At 75.7% G+C, this 15,798-nt stretch carries 13 protein-coding genes; 1 reads left to right on the top strand and 12 read right to left on the bottom strand.

The features are described from left to right. Nucleotides 1-91: 91 nt before the first annotated feature. The 5 genes from rpmA to ACU616_RS15890 form a co-directional block, all read right to left on the bottom strand. Nucleotides 92-349, bottom strand: a complete 258-nt coding sequence (gene rpmA, locus ACU616_RS15910; protein ID WP_446759414.1) for a 50S ribosomal protein L27 — start codon at nt 347-349, stop codon at nt 92-94. Between the two features lie 7 nt (nt 350-356). Further along, on the bottom strand, nt 357-668 hold the full coding sequence (gene rplU, locus ACU616_RS15905; protein ID WP_446759413.1) for a 50S ribosomal protein L21: 312 nt from the start codon (nt 666-668) through the stop codon (nt 357-359). 247 nt (nt 669-915) lie between these two features. Then, nucleotides 916-4,368, bottom strand: a complete 3,453-nt coding sequence (locus ACU616_RS15900) for an Rne/Rng family ribonuclease (protein WP_446759412.1) — start codon at nt 4,366-4,368, stop codon at nt 916-918. Between the two features lie 311 nt (nt 4,369-4,679). Then, nucleotides 4,680-5,447 carry a TIGR03936 family radical SAM-associated protein gene (locus tag ACU616_RS15895; RefSeq protein WP_446759411.1) on the bottom strand — a complete coding sequence of 256 codons (768 nt, stop codon included), beginning with the start codon at nt 5,445-5,447 and terminating at the stop codon, nt 4,680-4,682. Next, nucleotides 5,447-7,375, bottom strand: coding sequence for a TIGR03960 family B12-binding radical SAM protein (locus ACU616_RS15890; RefSeq protein ID WP_446759410.1), 1,929 nt, complete (start codon nt 7,373-7,375; stop codon nt 5,447-5,449). Before ACU616_RS15890 ends, ACU616_RS15895 begins: the two co-directional genes overlap by 1 nt. Before the next feature lie 381 nt (nt 7,376-7,756). Between ACU616_RS15890 and ACU616_RS15885 the strand changes: the two genes are divergently transcribed. Next, nucleotides 7,757-10,012, top strand: coding sequence for a putative bifunctional diguanylate cyclase/phosphodiesterase (locus ACU616_RS15885; RefSeq protein WP_446759409.1), 2,256 nt, complete (start codon nt 7,757-7,759; stop codon nt 10,010-10,012). Between the two features lie 22 nt (nt 10,013-10,034). On the opposite strand, the gene ACU616_RS15880 is transcribed toward ACU616_RS15885, so the two are convergent. The 7 genes from ACU616_RS15880 to folC all read right to left on the bottom strand — a co-directional run bounded on the left by ACU616_RS15880 (nt 10,035) and on the right by folC (nt 15,789). Continuing rightward, on the bottom strand, nt 10,035-10,883 hold the full coding sequence (locus ACU616_RS15880; protein ID WP_446759408.1) for an ABC transporter permease: 849 nt from the start codon (nt 10,881-10,883) through the stop codon (nt 10,035-10,037). Further along, complete coding sequence (locus ACU616_RS15875; protein ID WP_446759407.1) at nt 10,880-11,653, bottom strand: ABC transporter permease; 774 nt, start codon at nt 11,651-11,653, stop codon at nt 10,880-10,882. Before ACU616_RS15875 ends, ACU616_RS15880 begins: the two co-directional genes overlap by 4 nt. 1 nt (nt 11,654) lies before the next feature. Beyond that, nucleotides 11,655-12,605 carry an ABC transporter ATP-binding protein gene (locus ACU616_RS15870; protein WP_446759406.1) on the bottom strand — a complete coding sequence of 317 codons (951 nt, stop codon included), beginning with the start codon at nt 12,603-12,605 and terminating at the stop codon, nt 11,655-11,657. A 60-nt stretch (nt 12,606-12,665) separates the two neighbouring features. Then, nucleotides 12,666-13,076 (bottom strand): nucleoside-diphosphate kinase, encoded by a 411-nt coding sequence (gene ndk / locus ACU616_RS15865; protein ID WP_446759405.1) that lies wholly within the window; start codon nt 13,074-13,076, stop codon nt 12,666-12,668. A 109-nt stretch (nt 13,077-13,185) separates the two neighbouring features. Then, nucleotides 13,186-14,064, bottom strand: a complete 879-nt coding sequence (locus ACU616_RS15860; RefSeq protein ID WP_446759404.1) for a proline dehydrogenase family protein — start codon at nt 14,062-14,064, stop codon at nt 13,186-13,188. Nucleotides 14,065-14,068: 4 nt separating this feature from the next. Then, entirely contained in the window at nt 14,069-14,449 is a 381-nt protein-coding gene (locus tag ACU616_RS15855; RefSeq protein ID WP_446759403.1) for a DUF4233 domain-containing protein, read from the bottom strand. After that, nucleotides 14,446-15,789, bottom strand: a complete 1,344-nt coding sequence (gene folC, locus ACU616_RS15850; RefSeq protein ID WP_446759402.1) for a bifunctional tetrahydrofolate synthase/dihydrofolate synthase — start codon at nt 15,787-15,789, stop codon at nt 14,446-14,448. The genes ACU616_RS15855 and folC overlap by 4 nt, the downstream gene beginning before the upstream one ends. Nucleotides 15,790-15,798: the final 9 nt, after the last annotated feature.

Here is a 15,798-nt window from a genome sequence, read left to right as displayed (position 1 = left end):
CGTGCGCTCGTGACTGGCGACGTACTGGAACGGCCCCCTCGCAGGGTCCCGACGCGAGCTCGCGAGTGGCGGGGGGCGAGGTGGTCCTTCGTCAGACCTCGACGGCGGTGATGGAAACGGTCTTGCGGCCACGGCGGGTGCCGAAGGTGACCGCACCGGGCGCCAGGGCGAACAGCGTGTCGTCGTTGCCGCGGCCGACACCCAGACCCGGGTGGAAGTGGGTGCCGCGCTGGCGGACGATGATCTCGCCGGCCTTGACGACCTGGCCGCCGAAGCGCTTCACGCCGAGGCGCTGGGCGTTCGAGTCGCGGCCGTTGCGGGAGGACGAGGCGCCCTTCTTGTGTGCCATGTCGTCGTCAGCCCTTCGTGATGTCGCGGACGACCACGTCGGTCAGCGGCTGACGGTGCCCCTGCCGCTTGTGGTAGCCCGTCTTGTTCTTGAACTTGTGGATGCGGATCTTCGGGCCCTTGGCGTGGCCGACGATCTCGCCGGTCACGGTCACGCCCGCGAGCGCCTGCGCGTCGCTGGTCACGGTCTCGCCGTCGACCAGGAGCAGGGCCGGGAGGGTGACGGTGTCGCCCGCCTCACCGGCGAGACGGTTGACCGTGAACCGGTCGCCCACGGCCACCTTGTGCTGGCGGCCACCGGCCTTGACGACTGCGTACACCACTGACTCCTCGATCGCTGCTGTCTGCCCCGCGCTGCGTCCGGCACGCACCCCGGCGCGGGCACCGGGTGCTGGACGGGCCGCACCGCCTCCCCGGCCCCGGGCAGGGCCCGAACCGGGGCGGTGCAACCCGACCAGCGTACCCGAGCGGCCGGGACCGGGTCGAACGCGGCCCCGGCTGCTCGGCGGCCCCCCTGCAGGGTCCCGATGCGAGCTCGCGAGTGGCGGGGGGCAGGGGGGTCCTTCCTCACGACGCGGGCGGACCCGCCGGGCGGCTGGCGGCGCGACGGCGGCGCGGGCGCCCGCCGACGGTCCCCGCCGCACCGTCACCGGAGACGGCGCCGGGTGCCTGCGGGTCGGCCGAGGGAGCCGGGTCGTCGGGGCCGGCACCCGCGGGGACGTCCTCGTCCGCGTCGTCCTGGTCCGTGTGGGACGCCGGCTGGACGGGCGGCTCGGCGGCCGGCTCGGTCGCGGGGACCACGGTGGCCACGGGCTCGGGCACGACCGGGTCGGCCACGGGCTCGGGCACGACCGGGTCGGCCACGAGCTGGGCCGCCGTGGGCTCCTCGATCACCGGCTCGGGTCCGGCCGCCACCGGCTCCGGCCCCGCGGTGGCCGGCACGGGGCCACCCGGCTCCGCGGCCTGCGGCTCCGCGGCCTGCGGCTCCGCGGCCTGCGGCTCCGCGGCCTGCGGCTCGGTCACCTCGGCACCGGGCACCTCGGCACCCAGCTGGGCGGTCACCTCGACGAACACGTCGTCGACGTCCGCGACGGCAGCGTCCGCGACGTCCACGTCCTCGACGTCCACGTCCTCGACGTCCACGTCCTCGACGTCCGTGTCCTCGACGGCGCCCGACGCGGTGGCGAGCACGGCGGCGTCCTCGGCGGCGCGCTCCTCACCGGACTGGCCGCGGTTGCGGCGCCCGCGGCGGCGGCCGCCCGAGCGCTGGCCCTCGCCCTCGGCCGCGTCGGTCCCGCTGCCGTCGGCTGCGGCGTCCCCACCGGAGGGCGCGGCCACCTCGGCCACGGACTCCCGGCGCTCGGCCTCCTTGCGGTTCTGGTCGCGCCGGCCGCCGTTGCCGCCCGATCCGCCCGCGTTACCGGAGCCGCCGGTGCCGTTGCCGCCGCGGCGGCGCTCGTCGACCGGCTCGGTGTGCACGACCACGCCTCGGCCGCGGCAGTGCTCGCACGGCTCGGAGAACACCTCGAGCAGGCCCTGGCCGACGCGCTTGCGGGTCATCTGCACCAGGCCCAGGGAGGTGACCTCGGCGACCTGGTGCTTGGTGCGGTCGCGGCCCAGGCACTCGGTGAGCCGCCGCAGCACCAGGTCGCGGTTGCTCTCCAGCACCATGTCGATGAAGTCGATGACGATGATGCCGCCGATGTCGCGCAGCCGGAGCTGACGGACGATCTCCTCGGCCGCCTCCATGTTGTTGCGTGTGACGGTCTGCTCGAGGTTGCCGCCGGAGCCGGTGAACTTGCCGGTGTTGACGTCGACCACGGTCATCGCCTCGGTGCGGTCGATGACCAGGGAGCCGCCCGAGGGCAGCCACACCTTGCGGTCGAGCGCCTTGGCCAGCTGCTCGTCGACGCGCAGGTCGCGGAAGACGTCGCCCTCGCCGGTGTGCCGGGTCAGCCGCCCGGACAGCTCCGGCGACACGTGCGCGACGTAGGCCTCGACGGTGTCCCAGGCGTCGTCACCCTGCACGACGAGCTCGCCGAAGTCCTCGTTGAAGACGTCACGGATCACGCGGATGGCCAGGTCGGGCTCGCCGTAGAGGAGCGTCGGCGCGTTGTTCGACGAGGACGCCTTGGTCGAGATGACCTCCCACTGCGCCTGCAGCCGGGCCACGTCGCGGGTGAGCTCCTCCTCCGAGGCGCCCTCCGCGGCGGTCCGGATGATCACGCCGGCGTCCTCGGGGACGATCTTCTTCAGGATGTCCTTGAGCCGCTGCCGCTCGGTGTCGGGCAGCTTGCGGCTGATGCCGGTCATCGAGCCGCCGGGCACGTAGACCAGGAAGCGGCCGGGCAGGTTCACCTGCTGGGTCAGCCGGGCGCCCTTGTGGCCGATCGGGTCCTTGGTGACCTGCACGAGCACCTTGTCGCCGGACTTGAGCGCCTGCTCGATCGAGCGCTGCTTGCCCGAGAGGCCCGCGGCGTCCCAGTTGACCTCGCCGGCGTAGAGGACGGCGTTGCGGCCCTTGCCGATGTCGACGAACGCCGCCTCCATGCTGGGCAGCACGTTCTGCACGCGGCCGAGGTAGACGTTGCCGGCGAACGACGTCGCCTGGGCCTGGGTGACGTAGTGCTCGACGAGGACGCCGTCCTCCAGGACGGCGATCTGGGTGCGCTCGCCGCGCTGCCGGATGACCATGCGGCGCTCGACGGCCTCCCGGCGGGCGAGGAACTCCGCCTCGGTGAGGATCGGCGCCCGGCGGCGGCCGGTGTCGCGGCCCTCGCGGCGGCGCTGGCGCTTGGCCTCCAGCCGGGTGGACCCGGTGACGCCGCGGACGTCGTCGTCGCTGGTGGTGCGGCCGGTCCGGCCGGCCCGCTCGGGACGGTCGTCGTCGTCGGTCGCGGCCTCGGCACCGGACTCCCCGCCGCGGCGGCGACGGCGTCGGCGCCGGCGGGTGCTCGAGCCGCCCTCGGCCTCCTCGCCCTCGGCCGTCTCGTCGGCGTCGGTGTCCTCGTCCTCGGCGTCCTCGTCCGGGGCGTCCTCGTCGGCCTGCGCGTCGGCCCGCTCGTCGTCGTCCTCGGTCTCGGCGTCCTCGGCGGCGTCCTCGCCGTTGCGCCCGCGGCCACGGCCCCGGCGGCCCCGGCGACGGCGGCGGCTGCCCGCGGCGCCGTCCTCGCGGTCGGTGTCGTCACGGTCGGTGTCGTCACGGTCGACGTCGTCACGGTCGGTGTCGTCACGGTCGACGTCGTCGCCGGCGTCCTCGGCGTCGGCGTCGGCGACCGCCGCGGTGTCCCGCTCGTCGGCGGCCGGGGTCGCGGCGTCGTCGTCCGCACCGCGGCGGCGCGACCGGCTCCGGCGCGAGCGCGGCGCGGGGGTCTCCTCGGCCTCCTCGACCGGGGCAGCGGCGTCGTCCACGTCCGGGGACTCCGGCAGCGGCCGGCGGCTGCGGCGGCGGGGCGCCGGCGGCACCTCGGGCTCGGCGGGAGCCACGAAGCTGACGAACGCCGGGATCGCGGGGGCGACCGGCGGCGGGGGCGGCACGGACAAGCCGGGATCGGCCGCGCCGGCCGGCCGGGTGGCGCGCCGCCGGGGGCGGGCGATGACGGCGGTGGGCTCCGGGGAGCTGAACTGGGCGCCGAAGGGCGAGATGACCGGCTCGTCCTCGGGCTCGGCCTCGACCGCCGCGGCCTCGACCGCCGCGGCGACGGGCGCCTCGACGACGGGCGCCTCGACGACCGGCGCCTCGACGACCGGCGCCTCGACGACCGGCGCCTCGTCCACGGCGGCGGCCTCGGCGGCCTCGGCCGGCGGGGTGTCGGCCACGAGGGTGCCGGGGTCCGCGGTGCCGGGGTCCGCGGTGCCGGGGCCCTCGGTGCCGGGGCCCTCGGTGCCGGGCTCCTCTGTGTCGGGGCCGGCGGTGTCCTCCGCCGGAGCGGGGACCGGGGTGCCGCTGGCGGTGCCCGTCCCGGTCGTGTCGTCGGTCGCGGTCTCGTCCGCGGTGGTGTCGCTGTCCTGGTCGGCCACGAGGGCTCGCCTCCTGTGTGGTGCTCCCGGGCGCCGGTCCGGGAGGACGGGCGGCCGCGCAGGAGCACGGGTTGGGCGGGCCGGGCGACCGCACGGGGTGCGGCGGTGAGCCCGGCCTGCGAAGTCTTCGGGTCGGTCCCGGGCGGCGGTCGCCGCGGCCGGGGCCGGACTGCAGGTGGTGCGGTGGTGCAGTGGTCCTCAGGTGGTGCAGTGGTCTACAGGTGGTGCAGTGGTCTCGGGTCGTGCCGGTCGGGCGCGTCACGTCTGGCAGCCGTGCCGCTCGACGGCGCAGGGGCGCCCGGGCTCGCCGGTCAGACCGCGGCGTGCGCCCTCTGGCAGCGGGCGCTCGCCGCTCGGTCGGGACCGAGCGGATCGGCCACGGTCCCGCTGCCGTCGAGCCGGCCCTGCGCCTCACGCACGGCCCGTGGGGGCGACGGCGGGCGCAGGTCGGCGACGGCAGCGAGAGCGGCCACCACGTCGTCGGGTCGAACGGCGGGCGTCACCTGCCGGACGACCACGTGCAGTATGGCACAACCTGCCTCCCCGCCCGCGGACGCGGAGGCCACCGGGCCGCGGGCATCGACGTCGCGCAGGCCGTTCTTGGTGCGCTTGGCGACGAGGACCTCCTCGCGGGCGAGGAGGTCCTCGAGCGCCGCGGCGAGCTCGGCCGGCTCGACACCGGGCAGCTCGATCCGCCACTGCGCGGCGTCGATCCGGTCGGCCAGCGAGCCGCCGCCCTCGGCGGCCTCCACGCACTCGAGGACGTCGACGCCGGCGGGCAGCGAGGCGTCCAGGGCGGCCCGCACCTGCTCGGGGTCCCGCCGCTGCGCCAGGCCGATCTCGACGTACTCGGCCTCGCTGGCCGCCCCGGTCGGAGCTGCGCCGACGTAGCTGATCTTCGGGTGCGGGCTGAACCCGGCGGAGAACGCCATCGGCACCTGCGCGCGGCGCAGCGCCCGCTCCAGCGTCCGTGCGAGGTCGCGGTGCGAGGCGAAGCGCAGCGGGCCGCGCTTGGCGTAGCGCAGCCGCAGCCTCTGCACGGTGGGCGGCGGGGGCGGCCCCTCGGGTTGGCGGGCCACTAGCGACCGACGACGGTGAGCGGCAGCAGGCTGCGCCCGGTGGGGCCGATCTGGATCTCGGTGCCGTTGGTCGGGCAGACGCCGCAGTCGTAGCAGGGGGTCCACCGGCAGTCGGCGACCTCCTCCTCGGAGAGCGCGTCCTGCCAGTCGTCCCAGAGCCACTCCTTGTCCAGCCCGGAGTCCAGGTGGTCCCAGGGCAGGACCTCGTCCTGGGTGCGCTCGCGGGTGGTGAACCAGTCGAGGTCCACCCCGAACGGGGCGAGCTCCTCGGCGGCCGCCTGCGTCCAGCGCTCGTAGGAGAAGTGCTCGCTCCAGCCGTCGAACCGGCCGCCCTCGCGCCAGACCCGCTCGATCACCCGGCCGACCCGGCGGTCGCCGCGGGACAGCAGCCCCTCGATCACGCCGGGCTTGCCGTCGTGGTACCGCAGCCCGATCGAGCGGCCGATCCGCCGGTCGGCGTTGACGGCCTGCCGCAGCACCCTCAACCGGTGGTCGATGGTCTCGGCGCTCGCCTGCCCGGCCCACTGGAACGGCGTGTGCGGCTTGGGCACGAACCCGCCGATCGAGACGGTGCAGCGGATGTCCTTGCGGCCGCTGGCCTCCCGGCCGGCGCGGATGACCTCGACGGCGAGGTCGGCGATCTCCAGCACGTCCTCGTCGGTCTCGGTCGGGAGCCCGCACATGAAGTAGAGCTTCACCTGCTGCCAGCCGTTGGCGTAGGCCGTCGTGACCGTGCGGACCAGGTCCTCCTTGGACACGGTCTTGTTGATCACACGGCGGATCCGCTCACTGCCGCCCTCCGGGGCGAAGGTCAGCCCCGACCGGCGCCCGTTGCGGGACAGCTCGTTGGCGAGGGTGACGTTGAAGGCGTCCACCCGGGTGCTCGGCAGCGACAGCCCGGTGTTGGTGCCCTCGTAGCGGTCGGCGAGCTCCTTGGCGACCTGGCCGATCTCGGAGTGGTCGGCCGAGGACAGCGACAGCAGTCCGACCTCCTCGTAGCCGGTGGCGCGCAGCCCCTGGTCGACCATCGAGCCGATGCCGGTGATCGTCCGCTCCCGCACCGGCCGGGTGATCATGCCGGCCTGGCAGAAGCGGCACCCGCGGGTGCAGCCGCGGAAGATCTCCACGCTCATCCGCTCGTGCACGCTCTCGGCGAGCGGCACCAGCGGCGTCTTCGGGTAGGGCCACTCGTCGAGGTCCATGACGGTGCGCTTGCCGACCCGCGCGGGGACGTCGTCCCGGGTGCGGGTCACGGCCGCGATGCCGCCGTCCGGGCCGTAGGAGACGGCGTAGAAGCGCGGCACGTACACGCCGTCCACCCGCGCCAGGCGGGCCAGCAGCTCGAGCCGGCCACCGGGGCGGCCCTGCCCCTTCCACGCCGCGACGACGTCGGTGATGTCGCCGACGACCTGCTCGCCGTCGCCGAGGACGGCGCAGTCGACGAAGTCGGCCACCGGCTCGGGGTTGAACGCCGCGTGCCCGCCGGCCACCACGACCGGGTGCGATTCGTCGCGGTCGGCCGCGTGCAGCGGGACGCCGGCGAGGTCGAGCGCCTCGAGCAGGTTGGTGTAGCCGAGCTCGGTGGCGAAGCTGACGCCGAGCAGGTCGAAGTCGCCGACGGCGCGGTGGGCGTCGACGGTGAACTGGCCGACGCCGTGCTCGCGCATGAGGGCGGCGAGGTCGGGCCAGACGGCGTAGGTGCGCTCGGCGAGGGTGTCGGGGCGCTCGTTGAGCACCTCGTACAGGATCATCAGGCCCTGGTTGGGCAGCCCCACCTCGTAGGCGTCGGGGTACATGAGCGCCCAGTGCACGGCGACGTCGTCCCACGCCTTGACCTGCGCGTTCAGCTCGCCGCCGACGTACTGGATCGGCTTCTGCACCTGGGCCAGCAGCGGCTCGAGACGGGGATAGAGGCTCTGTCCACACATGACCGGTCCAGGGTAGACGCCACGCCGGGTTCCGGACCCTCGCGCCAACCAGCACCTGTGCGTGCGCGCCCGTACACTGACGGTCACCAGCAGGACCGTCTCAGGGGGAGCATGCCCGAGCGCGCCTCGACCAGGACCGTGCCGGAGGGCGTCATCCCTCCGGGCGACGCCGCGCTCCGGGGGGACGCGGGCGCCGCCGGCTCCCGACCCCGAGGCCCACTCCCGCTTTCCCTGTCCCGCGGCCGGGCGGCACTGTCCCGCGGCCGGGCGGCACTGTCCCGCGGCCGGGCGGCGCTGCCTCGCGGCCGGGCGGCGCTGCCCCGCGGCCGGGCGGCGCTGCCCCGGGGCCGGGAGGCACTGCCCCTGCCCCGGGGCCGGGCGATGCCCCCCGAGCAGTGGGCGGCCCACCACGGCGTCGTCCTGCGCGCACTGACCGTGCTGGTGGTGGCCGTCCCCGTCTACGCGCTGCTGCGCGGCTCCGGACCGCTGACGGCGGCCCTGTGCACCGCCCCTCTGCTGGGGCTGACCCTGCTCGCGGGGACGACGCTCCTGCGCCGCAGCACCCGGGCCGCGGCCGCCGCGCTCGGGCTCATGACCGCCGCGGCGCTCGGCGTGCAGCTGTCCGGCGGGGCGACCGAGGCGCACTTCCTCTTCTTCGCCCTGCTCCCGCTGGCCGCCCTGTACGCCGCGCGGGCGCCGTTCCTGCTCGCCGTCGGCTTCGTGGGCGTTCACCACTTCGTGCTCGGCACCCTGGTCCCGCACGCGGTGTTCGCCCACGACGTGGCGCCGCTGCCCATGGCCTCCCTGCACGCGGCGTTCGTGCTGCTGGAGAGCTGGGCCTGCCTCGTGGCCTGGCGCCGGTTCGACGACCGGCGGGAGCGGATCGAGCAGCTGGTCGCCGAGCGCACCTGTGAGCTGCGCGCACAGCGCGACGAGCTGGCCCGGCTGGCCGCCGTCGTCCAGTCCACCGACGACGCCGTCGCCACCGTCACCCCCGACGGGCGGATCACCAGCTGGAACCCCGGCGCCACACGGCTCTACGGCTGGCCGGCCGACGACGTCATCGGCCGGCACGTGTCCGTGCTGCGGGCCGGCGACGAGTCCGCCGCCGACCTGACCGCCCTGGCCGGCAGCGGCAGCTCGGTGGAGCGGCGGCAGCGGCGGCGCGACGGCACGGAGTTCGACGCCCTGGTCACCTTCTCCGCCATCTGCGCCGAGGACGGCACCGTCACCGAGGTGGCCGGGATCGCCCGCGACATCACCGGGCGCAAGCGCGCCGAGGCCGAAGCCCGCGCGACGGCCCGCCAGCTCGAGGAGCAGGCCCGCGAGCTGGCCCGGATGGCCCTGCACGACCCGCTCACCGGGCTGGCCAACCGGGCGCTCATGCAGGACCGGCTCGAGCACGCCCTCGCCGACCGCCGGGTCCGCCGGCACGCCGTCCTGCTGCTCGACCTCGACGACTTCAAGGCCGTCAACGACATGTGCGGGCACGAGGCCGGCGACGCCGTGCTCACCGCGGTCGCGCGGCGGCTGGAGTCCTGCGTGCGCCCGGCCGACACCGTGGCCCGGCTGGGCGGCGACGAGTTCGTCCTGCTCATGCAGGACGTCGAGGGCCGCCGCGACGTGGTCACCGTCGCCGAGCGGCTGCTGCGCACGCTGCAGGAGCCGATCTCCTTCGGCGACGCGCACTTCACCGTCAGCGGCAGCGTGGGGGTCGCGTTCACCGACCCCGCCGACCCCCGCGCCATGGACGCCCTCCTGCGCGACGCCGACCTGGCGATGTACGTGGCCAAGTCCGGCGGCAAGAACCGGGTGCGGGTGTACGAGCGGGGCATGCGCGAGGAGGCCGCCGCGCAGGACGAGCTGGTGCGCGACCTGCGGGCCGCCGTCGGCAACGGGGAGCTGCGGGTCCTCTACCAGCCGCAGGTCGACCTGCACTCGGGGACGGTGACCGGCGTCGAGGCGCTGGCGCGGTGGCAGTCGGCCAGCCGCGGGCTGGTCGAGCCGGCCGGCTTCATCCCGGTCGCGGAGGCCACCGGCGTCATCGACGCCATCGACGACTGGGTGATCGCCCAGGCCTGCGGGCAGCTGCGCGCCTGGGACGACGCCGGCCTGCCCGCGCTGCGCATGGCGGTCAACGTCTCGGCCCGCCGGCTGACCACCGGCGACCTCGCCGTCACCCTCGCCGCCGCCACCCGGGACGCCGGCGTCGACCCCGCCCGGCTGGAGATCGAGGTGCCCGAGGCCGTGGCCGCCGGGCCCGACGCCGCCACCGGCATCCGCGACGTCCGGGCGCTCGGCGTGCACGTCGCCATCGACGACTTCGGCACCGGGTCCTCGTCGCTGTCCCGGCTGCAGGACCTGCCGCTGGACCGGCTGAAGATCGACGCGTCGGCGGTGGCGCTGCTGGCCGCCGGCGCGGCGGCCGGCTCCCTGGCCGACGTGGTCATCGCCCTCGGCGCCAGCCTCGGGCTGCAGGTCGTCGCCGAGGGCGTCGAGGAGCCCGGGCAGCTGGCCGCGCTGCGCACACTCGGCTGCGACGCCGCGCAGGGCCACCTGTTCGGCTCCCCGGTGCCGGCCGCCACCGTCGAGGAGCTGCTGCGCGGCGGCCGGCCCCTGCCCGCCGCGGTCGCCTGATGAAGGAGCTCCCAGAGGTCCGTCACCGGAGCAGCAGGCGCTCCAGCCGCCGGGCACCCAGCGCGAGGCCGGCCAGGCCCATGACCAGCAGGTAGGCCACCGACACCAGCAGGGGCCGGCCGACGGCGCCGGTCACCAGGCCCCGGACCAGCTCGATGCCGTGGTAGAGCGGCGTCCACTCCACCACCACCTGCAGCGGCCGCGGGTAGGTCGACAGCGGGTAGAAGGTCGTGGAGAACAGGAACAGCGGCAGGACGGCGAGCTGCACGAACTCGAAGTCCTGCCAGCCGCGCAGGAAGGTGGTCGCAGCCAGGCCCACCGCGGCGAAGGCGAACCCGATGAGGACGGCGGCCGGCAGCGCGAGCACCGCCCACCACGAGCCGACCAGCCCCAGCACGAGCATGACCAGCAGGAACGCCGCGGAGTAGACCGCCCCGCGCAGCAGCGCCCACACCGTCTCCCCCACCGCCGCGTCGGCGGCCGAGACCGGGGTGGCCAGCACGGCGTCGTAGAGCTTGGCGTAGCGCAGCTTGAAGTACAGGTTGAAGACGGCGTCGTAGACCGCGCCGTTCATCGCCGCCGAGGCCATCAGCGCCGGCGCCACGAACTGGCGGTAGCTCAGCGCGGTGCCGCCGTCGGTGACGACGTCGCCCACCAGGCCGCCGATGCCGACGCCGATGGACAGCAGGTAGAAGAACGGCTCGAAGAAGCCAGAGGCGAACACCACCCAGCTGCGGCGGGCCACCAGCAGGTTGCGGTGCACCAGCGTGCCGGCCCGCCGCGGCGAGAGCGGGTACAGCGGCACGACGCCCAGCAGCAGGGACGGCGACCGCGCCGCCCTCGACCGCGCCCCTGACGGGAGGACGCTCACCGGACCAGCCGCCGGGCCAGCGCGCGCTTGGCCAGCAGCGTGCCGGCGACGGTCCACAGCGCCAGGTAGCCGACGTGCAGCAGCGCCGCGCCGGCCCCGGCCGTGCCCAGCGCCAGGTCGCGGGCCAGGGCGACGCCGTGCCACAGCGGCGTCGCGTGGGCGACCCCCTCGAGCAGGGCCGGGAGCTGCGTCACCGGGAAGAACGTGCCGCTGAACAGGAACATGGGCACGAGCAGGAACCGCTGGAGGGCGGCGAAGGCGGCGTCCTCCTCCAGCCGGGCGGCCATGGCGGTGACCGGCGCGGCGAAGGCCAGCCCGGTCAGCAGGGCGACCGGCACGGTCAGCACGACCAGCGGGCTCCGCGCGGCGCCCAAGGCCAGCAGCACGGCGAGGAACGCCGCGGCCGACGTCGTCACCCGGAAGGCGACGTAGAGCAGGTGGCCGGCCACCAGGTCCGCGGGGCGGGCGGGTGTGGCCAGCACCGCGTCGTAGGTGCGGTCCCACTTGATGGCCCCGAGCACCGGGTAGCTCGACTCGCCGGTGGCCGTCTGCATCGCCGCGGCCACCAGCAGGCCCGGCGCGAGGAAGGCGAGGTAGCCGACGCCGCCGGGCAGCCCCGGTCCCCGGTCGACCAGCGTGCCCAGCGTCAGGCCCATGGCGGCGAGGAAGAGCACCGGCTCGAGCACGCTGCCGACCGCGGCGCTGCGCCAGTGGTGCCGGTGGGCGGTCAGCCGCTGCAGGAACAGCGACCAGGCGGCGGGACCGGGCACGTCAGTCGACCAGGGTCCGGCCGGTGAGGCGCAGGAAGACGTCCTCCAGCGAGCTGCGCCGCACCAGCGAGGACACCGGCCGGACGCCCTCGGCGAGCGCCGCGGACAGCGCGGCGTCGCCGTCGGCGGTGTAGAGCAGCAGCCGGTCGGGGAGCACCTCGACCCGCTCGGCGGCCCCGCGGGCCACCAGGGGCGCCAGCGCCCCGGCGTGCGCGTCGGGCCCGGGCACGCCGTCGGCGAGCGGGAAGCGCAGCTCGCACACCTCGCGGGTGGACCAGGTGGTGATCAGCTCGGCCGGCGAGCCCTCGGCGGCGACCCGGCCGCGGTCCATGACGACGAGCCGGTCGCACAGCTGCTCGGCCTCGTCCATGTAGTGCGTGGTGAGCACGAGGGTGACGCCGCGCTGCTTGAGCCGGTACAGCCGCTCCCACAGCACGTGCCGGGCCTGCGGGTCCAGGCCGGTGGTGGGCTCGTCGAGCAGGACGACGTCGGGGTCGTTGACCAGCGCCCGGGCGATGGTGACCCGCCGCTTCATCCCGCCCGACAGCGGCTCGACCCGGTCGCCGGCCCGGTCGGAGAGCTGGACGAAGTCGAGCAGCTCGGCGGCCCGCTGCCGCACCGTGGCCCGGGGCAGGCCGAAGTAGCGGCCGTAGACGTGCAGGTTCTCCGCGACGGTGAGCTCGAGGTCGAGGTTGTCGGTCTGCGGCACCACCCCGAGGCGGGCGCGGATGGCCGGCCCGTCGACGGCGGGGTCCATGCCCAGGACCCGCAGCTCGCCGGACGTCGGCGGGGAGACCGCGCCGATCATCCGCATCGTGGTGCTCTTGCCGGCGCCGTTGGGCCCGAGGAAGCCGAAGGCCTCCCCGGGCGCGATGTCGACGTCGATTCCGTCGACGGCGGGAGCGGAGCCGAACCGCTTGACCAGGCCCCGCGCCCGGACGACCTCCCCCACTCGCGCGACGCTACCGGCGGCCCCGGGGGCGAGGTCCAGCCGGTTTCAGGAGGGACCCGGTCAGGAGAGGCCGGGGAAGAACAGGCCGATCTCGCGGGCGGCGGACTCGGCGGAGTCCGAGCCGTGGACGATGTTGGACTGCACCTCGAGGGCGAAGTCGCCGCGGATGGTGCCGGGGGCGGCCGTGACCGGGTCGGTGGCGCCGGCCAGCGCGCGGAAGGCCTCCACGGCGCGCGGCCCCTCGACGACGAGTGCCAGCAGCGGGCCGCCGGTGATGAACTCGACCAGCGAGCCGAAGAACGGCTTCTCGCGGTGCTCGCCGTAGTGCTCCTCGGCGACCTCCCGGGTCAGGGTGCGCAGCTCGGCGGCGACCAGGCGCAGGCCCTTGGCCTCCAGCCGCGAGACGACCTCGCCGACCAGGCCGCGGGCGACGCCGTCGGGCTTGACGAGGACCAGGGTGCGATCAGTCACGGGGCGGCAGCCTACGGGACGCCTTCCGTCAACTTGGGTTGACACCCGTGACGGCGTCGACCCGGACCGACGCACGGCCTCTCCCGCGGGCCGCTCGGGCGCCTGGGGTTCAGGCCCCGCGAGACTCGGCCAGCCGGCGCATCCAGTAGCGGAACCAGTCGGGGCCGTAGGGGACGTAGACACGCGTCGGGACGCCGCGGCCGGCCAGTTCGTCGAGGACCTCGGGCCGGACGCCGAGGAGCTGCTCGACGGTCACCACCCCTCCCGCGAGCAGCAGGAGCGCCTCGCGCAGCCGCCCGTCGTGAGTGGCCAGCGACCAGCACGCCCCTCGCGCGGCGAGCCGGGCGCCCAGCCGGAGGTAGGCGACGTCGGTGGGCTCCCCGTAGCGGTGGACGCCCGCCCGCTCGACATAGGCGCCCTTGACCAGGCGGACGTGCACGCCGGCGTCGGCGAGGGCGTCGGCGTCACCGGGAGAGCGCAGCAGGTTCGCCTGGACGGTGGCGCCCAGCCGTTCGGCCAGGCCGCGGCCGGCGACGTCGAGGACGCAAGCGAGCACCGTGTCGGTGCGACGCGCGTCCTCCGCACCGACCTGCACACGCCGTCCCGGCGGCAGGGCGGCGGCCACCGCGGCCAGGCGACCGGCGGTACCGGCCGGGTCCACGTCGAGCGCCAGGTGGCTCAGGTCGACCGAGAGCCAGGCGTCAGCCGGCGGCGGGGGCAGCGCCGCGGCGAGCGACCGGTACTCCGCGACGACCGCCTCGGCGGTCCCCACGTCGGTGACCTGCTCGCCGAAGACGTCGACGCTCACTCCTCGACCGGCGGCGAGCAGCCTGCCCGTGGCGGTCAGGGCCTCGGTGCGACCGCGGCCGGCCACGTAGCGGGAGGCCGCCGACCAGGTGAGCCGCTCACCGCCCGGCAGCGCGCGGACGGTGCTCTCCCAGCGGGTGCTGGTCGCCAGCCGGAACAGCACGGCACGGTCGAGGCCCACCGCCTCAGCCGTCCCCGGGCGGGGCGGCCGGCTCGGCGAACGGCGAGCCGAGCAGGTCCTTGCGCACCTGCAGCAGGTAGAGCCAGATGAGGACGAAGACGCCGCCGACGAACCACATCGCGGAGTCGATGAGGCCGGTGAGCAGCAGCGGCACCTGCAGCGCGGTGGCGATCTCCAGCCCCCGCGGCCGGCGCTGGATGCCGCTGGCGAGCAGCAGGACGGCGGCGAGCACGAGCAGGATCGTCAGCCGGACGCCGCCCAGCCCGGCCGCGGTCTGCGCGATCGCGCGGGGCACGAACAGCACGGCGATGCCCTCGAGCACCAGCACCGCCGCCGCCGCCCCGCGCAGCGCCCGCGCCGCGCGGACCGGGTCCGGCGCGGTCACGCCGTCCGCCCGCCGAGGAGGGTGCGGGCCTCCCCCGCCGTGATCACGCTGCCGGTGACCAGCACCCCCGAGCCGCCGAGCGCGTCGTCCGGACCGGCCTCGGCCAGCTCGATCGCCTCCGTGAGGGCCTCGGGCAGCCGCGGGGAGACGCTGACCCGGTCGGCGCCGAAGACGTCGACGGCCAGCGCGCCGAGCTCGTCGGCCGGCACCGCCCGCTGCGAGCTGTTCTGGGTGACGACCAGCTCGGCGCAGACCTCCTCGAGCGCGGCGAGCATCCCGGTCACGTCCTTGCCATGTACCGCGGCCACCACGCCGACCAGCCGGGTGAAGTCGAAGGACTCCCGGATCGCGTCGACGGTGGCGGCCATGCCGGCCGGGTTGTGCGCGGCGTCGACCAGCACGGTGGGGCTGGTGCGCACCCGCTCGAGCCGGCCGGGCGAGCGCACCGCGGCGAAGGCGGCCCGCACCGTCTCGACGTCGATCGTGCCGGTGCTCGCCCCGGCGCCGAGGAACGCCTCGACGGCGGCCAGCGCGGTCGCGGCGTTCTGCGCCTGGTGCGCGCCGAACAGCGGCAGGAAGACGTCGTCGTACTCGCCGCCCAGGCCCTGCAGCCGCAGCTGCTGCCCCCCGACGGCGACCGTGCGGTCGAGCACGCCGAACTCGGTGCCCTCGCGGGCGACGACGGCCTCGACCTCGACCGCCCGGCGGACCAGCGCGTCCAGCGCCGTCGGCTCCTGGCGGGCGATGACGGCGATCGCGTCGGCCTTGATGATCCCGGCCTTCTCCCCCGCGATCGTGGCGACGTCGGGGCCGAGGTACTCGGCGTGGTCCAGGGCCACCGGGGTGACGACGGCGACCCGCGCGTCGACGACGTTGGTGGCGTCCCAGGTGCCGCCCATGCCGACCTCGATGACGGCGACGTCGACCGGCGCCTCGGCGAAGGTGGCGTAGGCCATGCCGACCATGACCTCGAAGAAGCTCATCGGGTGCTCGCCGGCGGCGTCGACCATCTGCACGTAGGGCGCGATGTCGTCGTACGTCTCGACGAACCGCTCGGCGCCGACCGGCTCGCCGTCGAGCACGATCCGCTCGCGCACCGACTGCAGGTGCGGGCTGGTGAAGCGGCCCACGCGCAGGCCGAAGCCGCGCAGCAGCTCGTCGACCATCCGCGCCGTCGTCGTCTTGCCGTTGGTGCCGGCCACCTGCACGACGGGGTAGGCGCGGTGCGGGCTGCCGAGCAGGTCGACCAGGGCGGCGATGCGGCCCAGCGAGGGCTCCAGCCTCGTCTCCGGCCAGCGCGCCAGCAGCTCCGCCTCGACGCGGGTCAGGTCGCTGCTCATCCTCCCCAG

The organism is Geodermatophilus sp. URMC 62 (assembly GCF_052931475.1).
This window is presented reverse-complemented; position numbering and strand designations above follow the sequence as displayed.

Coding starts and splice junctions, on each gene's coding strand:
- rpmA (WP_446759414.1), bottom strand. CDS start 349: ATGGCACACAAGAAGGGCGCCTCGTCCTCCCGCAACGGCCGCGACTCG.
- ACU616_RS15890 (WP_446759410.1), bottom strand. CDS start 7,375: ATGTGTGGACAGAGCCTCTATCCCCGTCTCGAGCCGCTGCTGGCCCAG.
- folC (WP_446759402.1), bottom strand. CDS start 15,789: ATGAGCAGCGACCTGACCCGCGTCGAGGCGGAGCTGCTGGCGCGCTGG.
- ACU616_RS15885 (WP_446759409.1), top strand. CDS start 7,757: ATGCCCCCCGAGCAGTGGGCGGCCCACCACGGCGTCGTCCTGCGCGCA.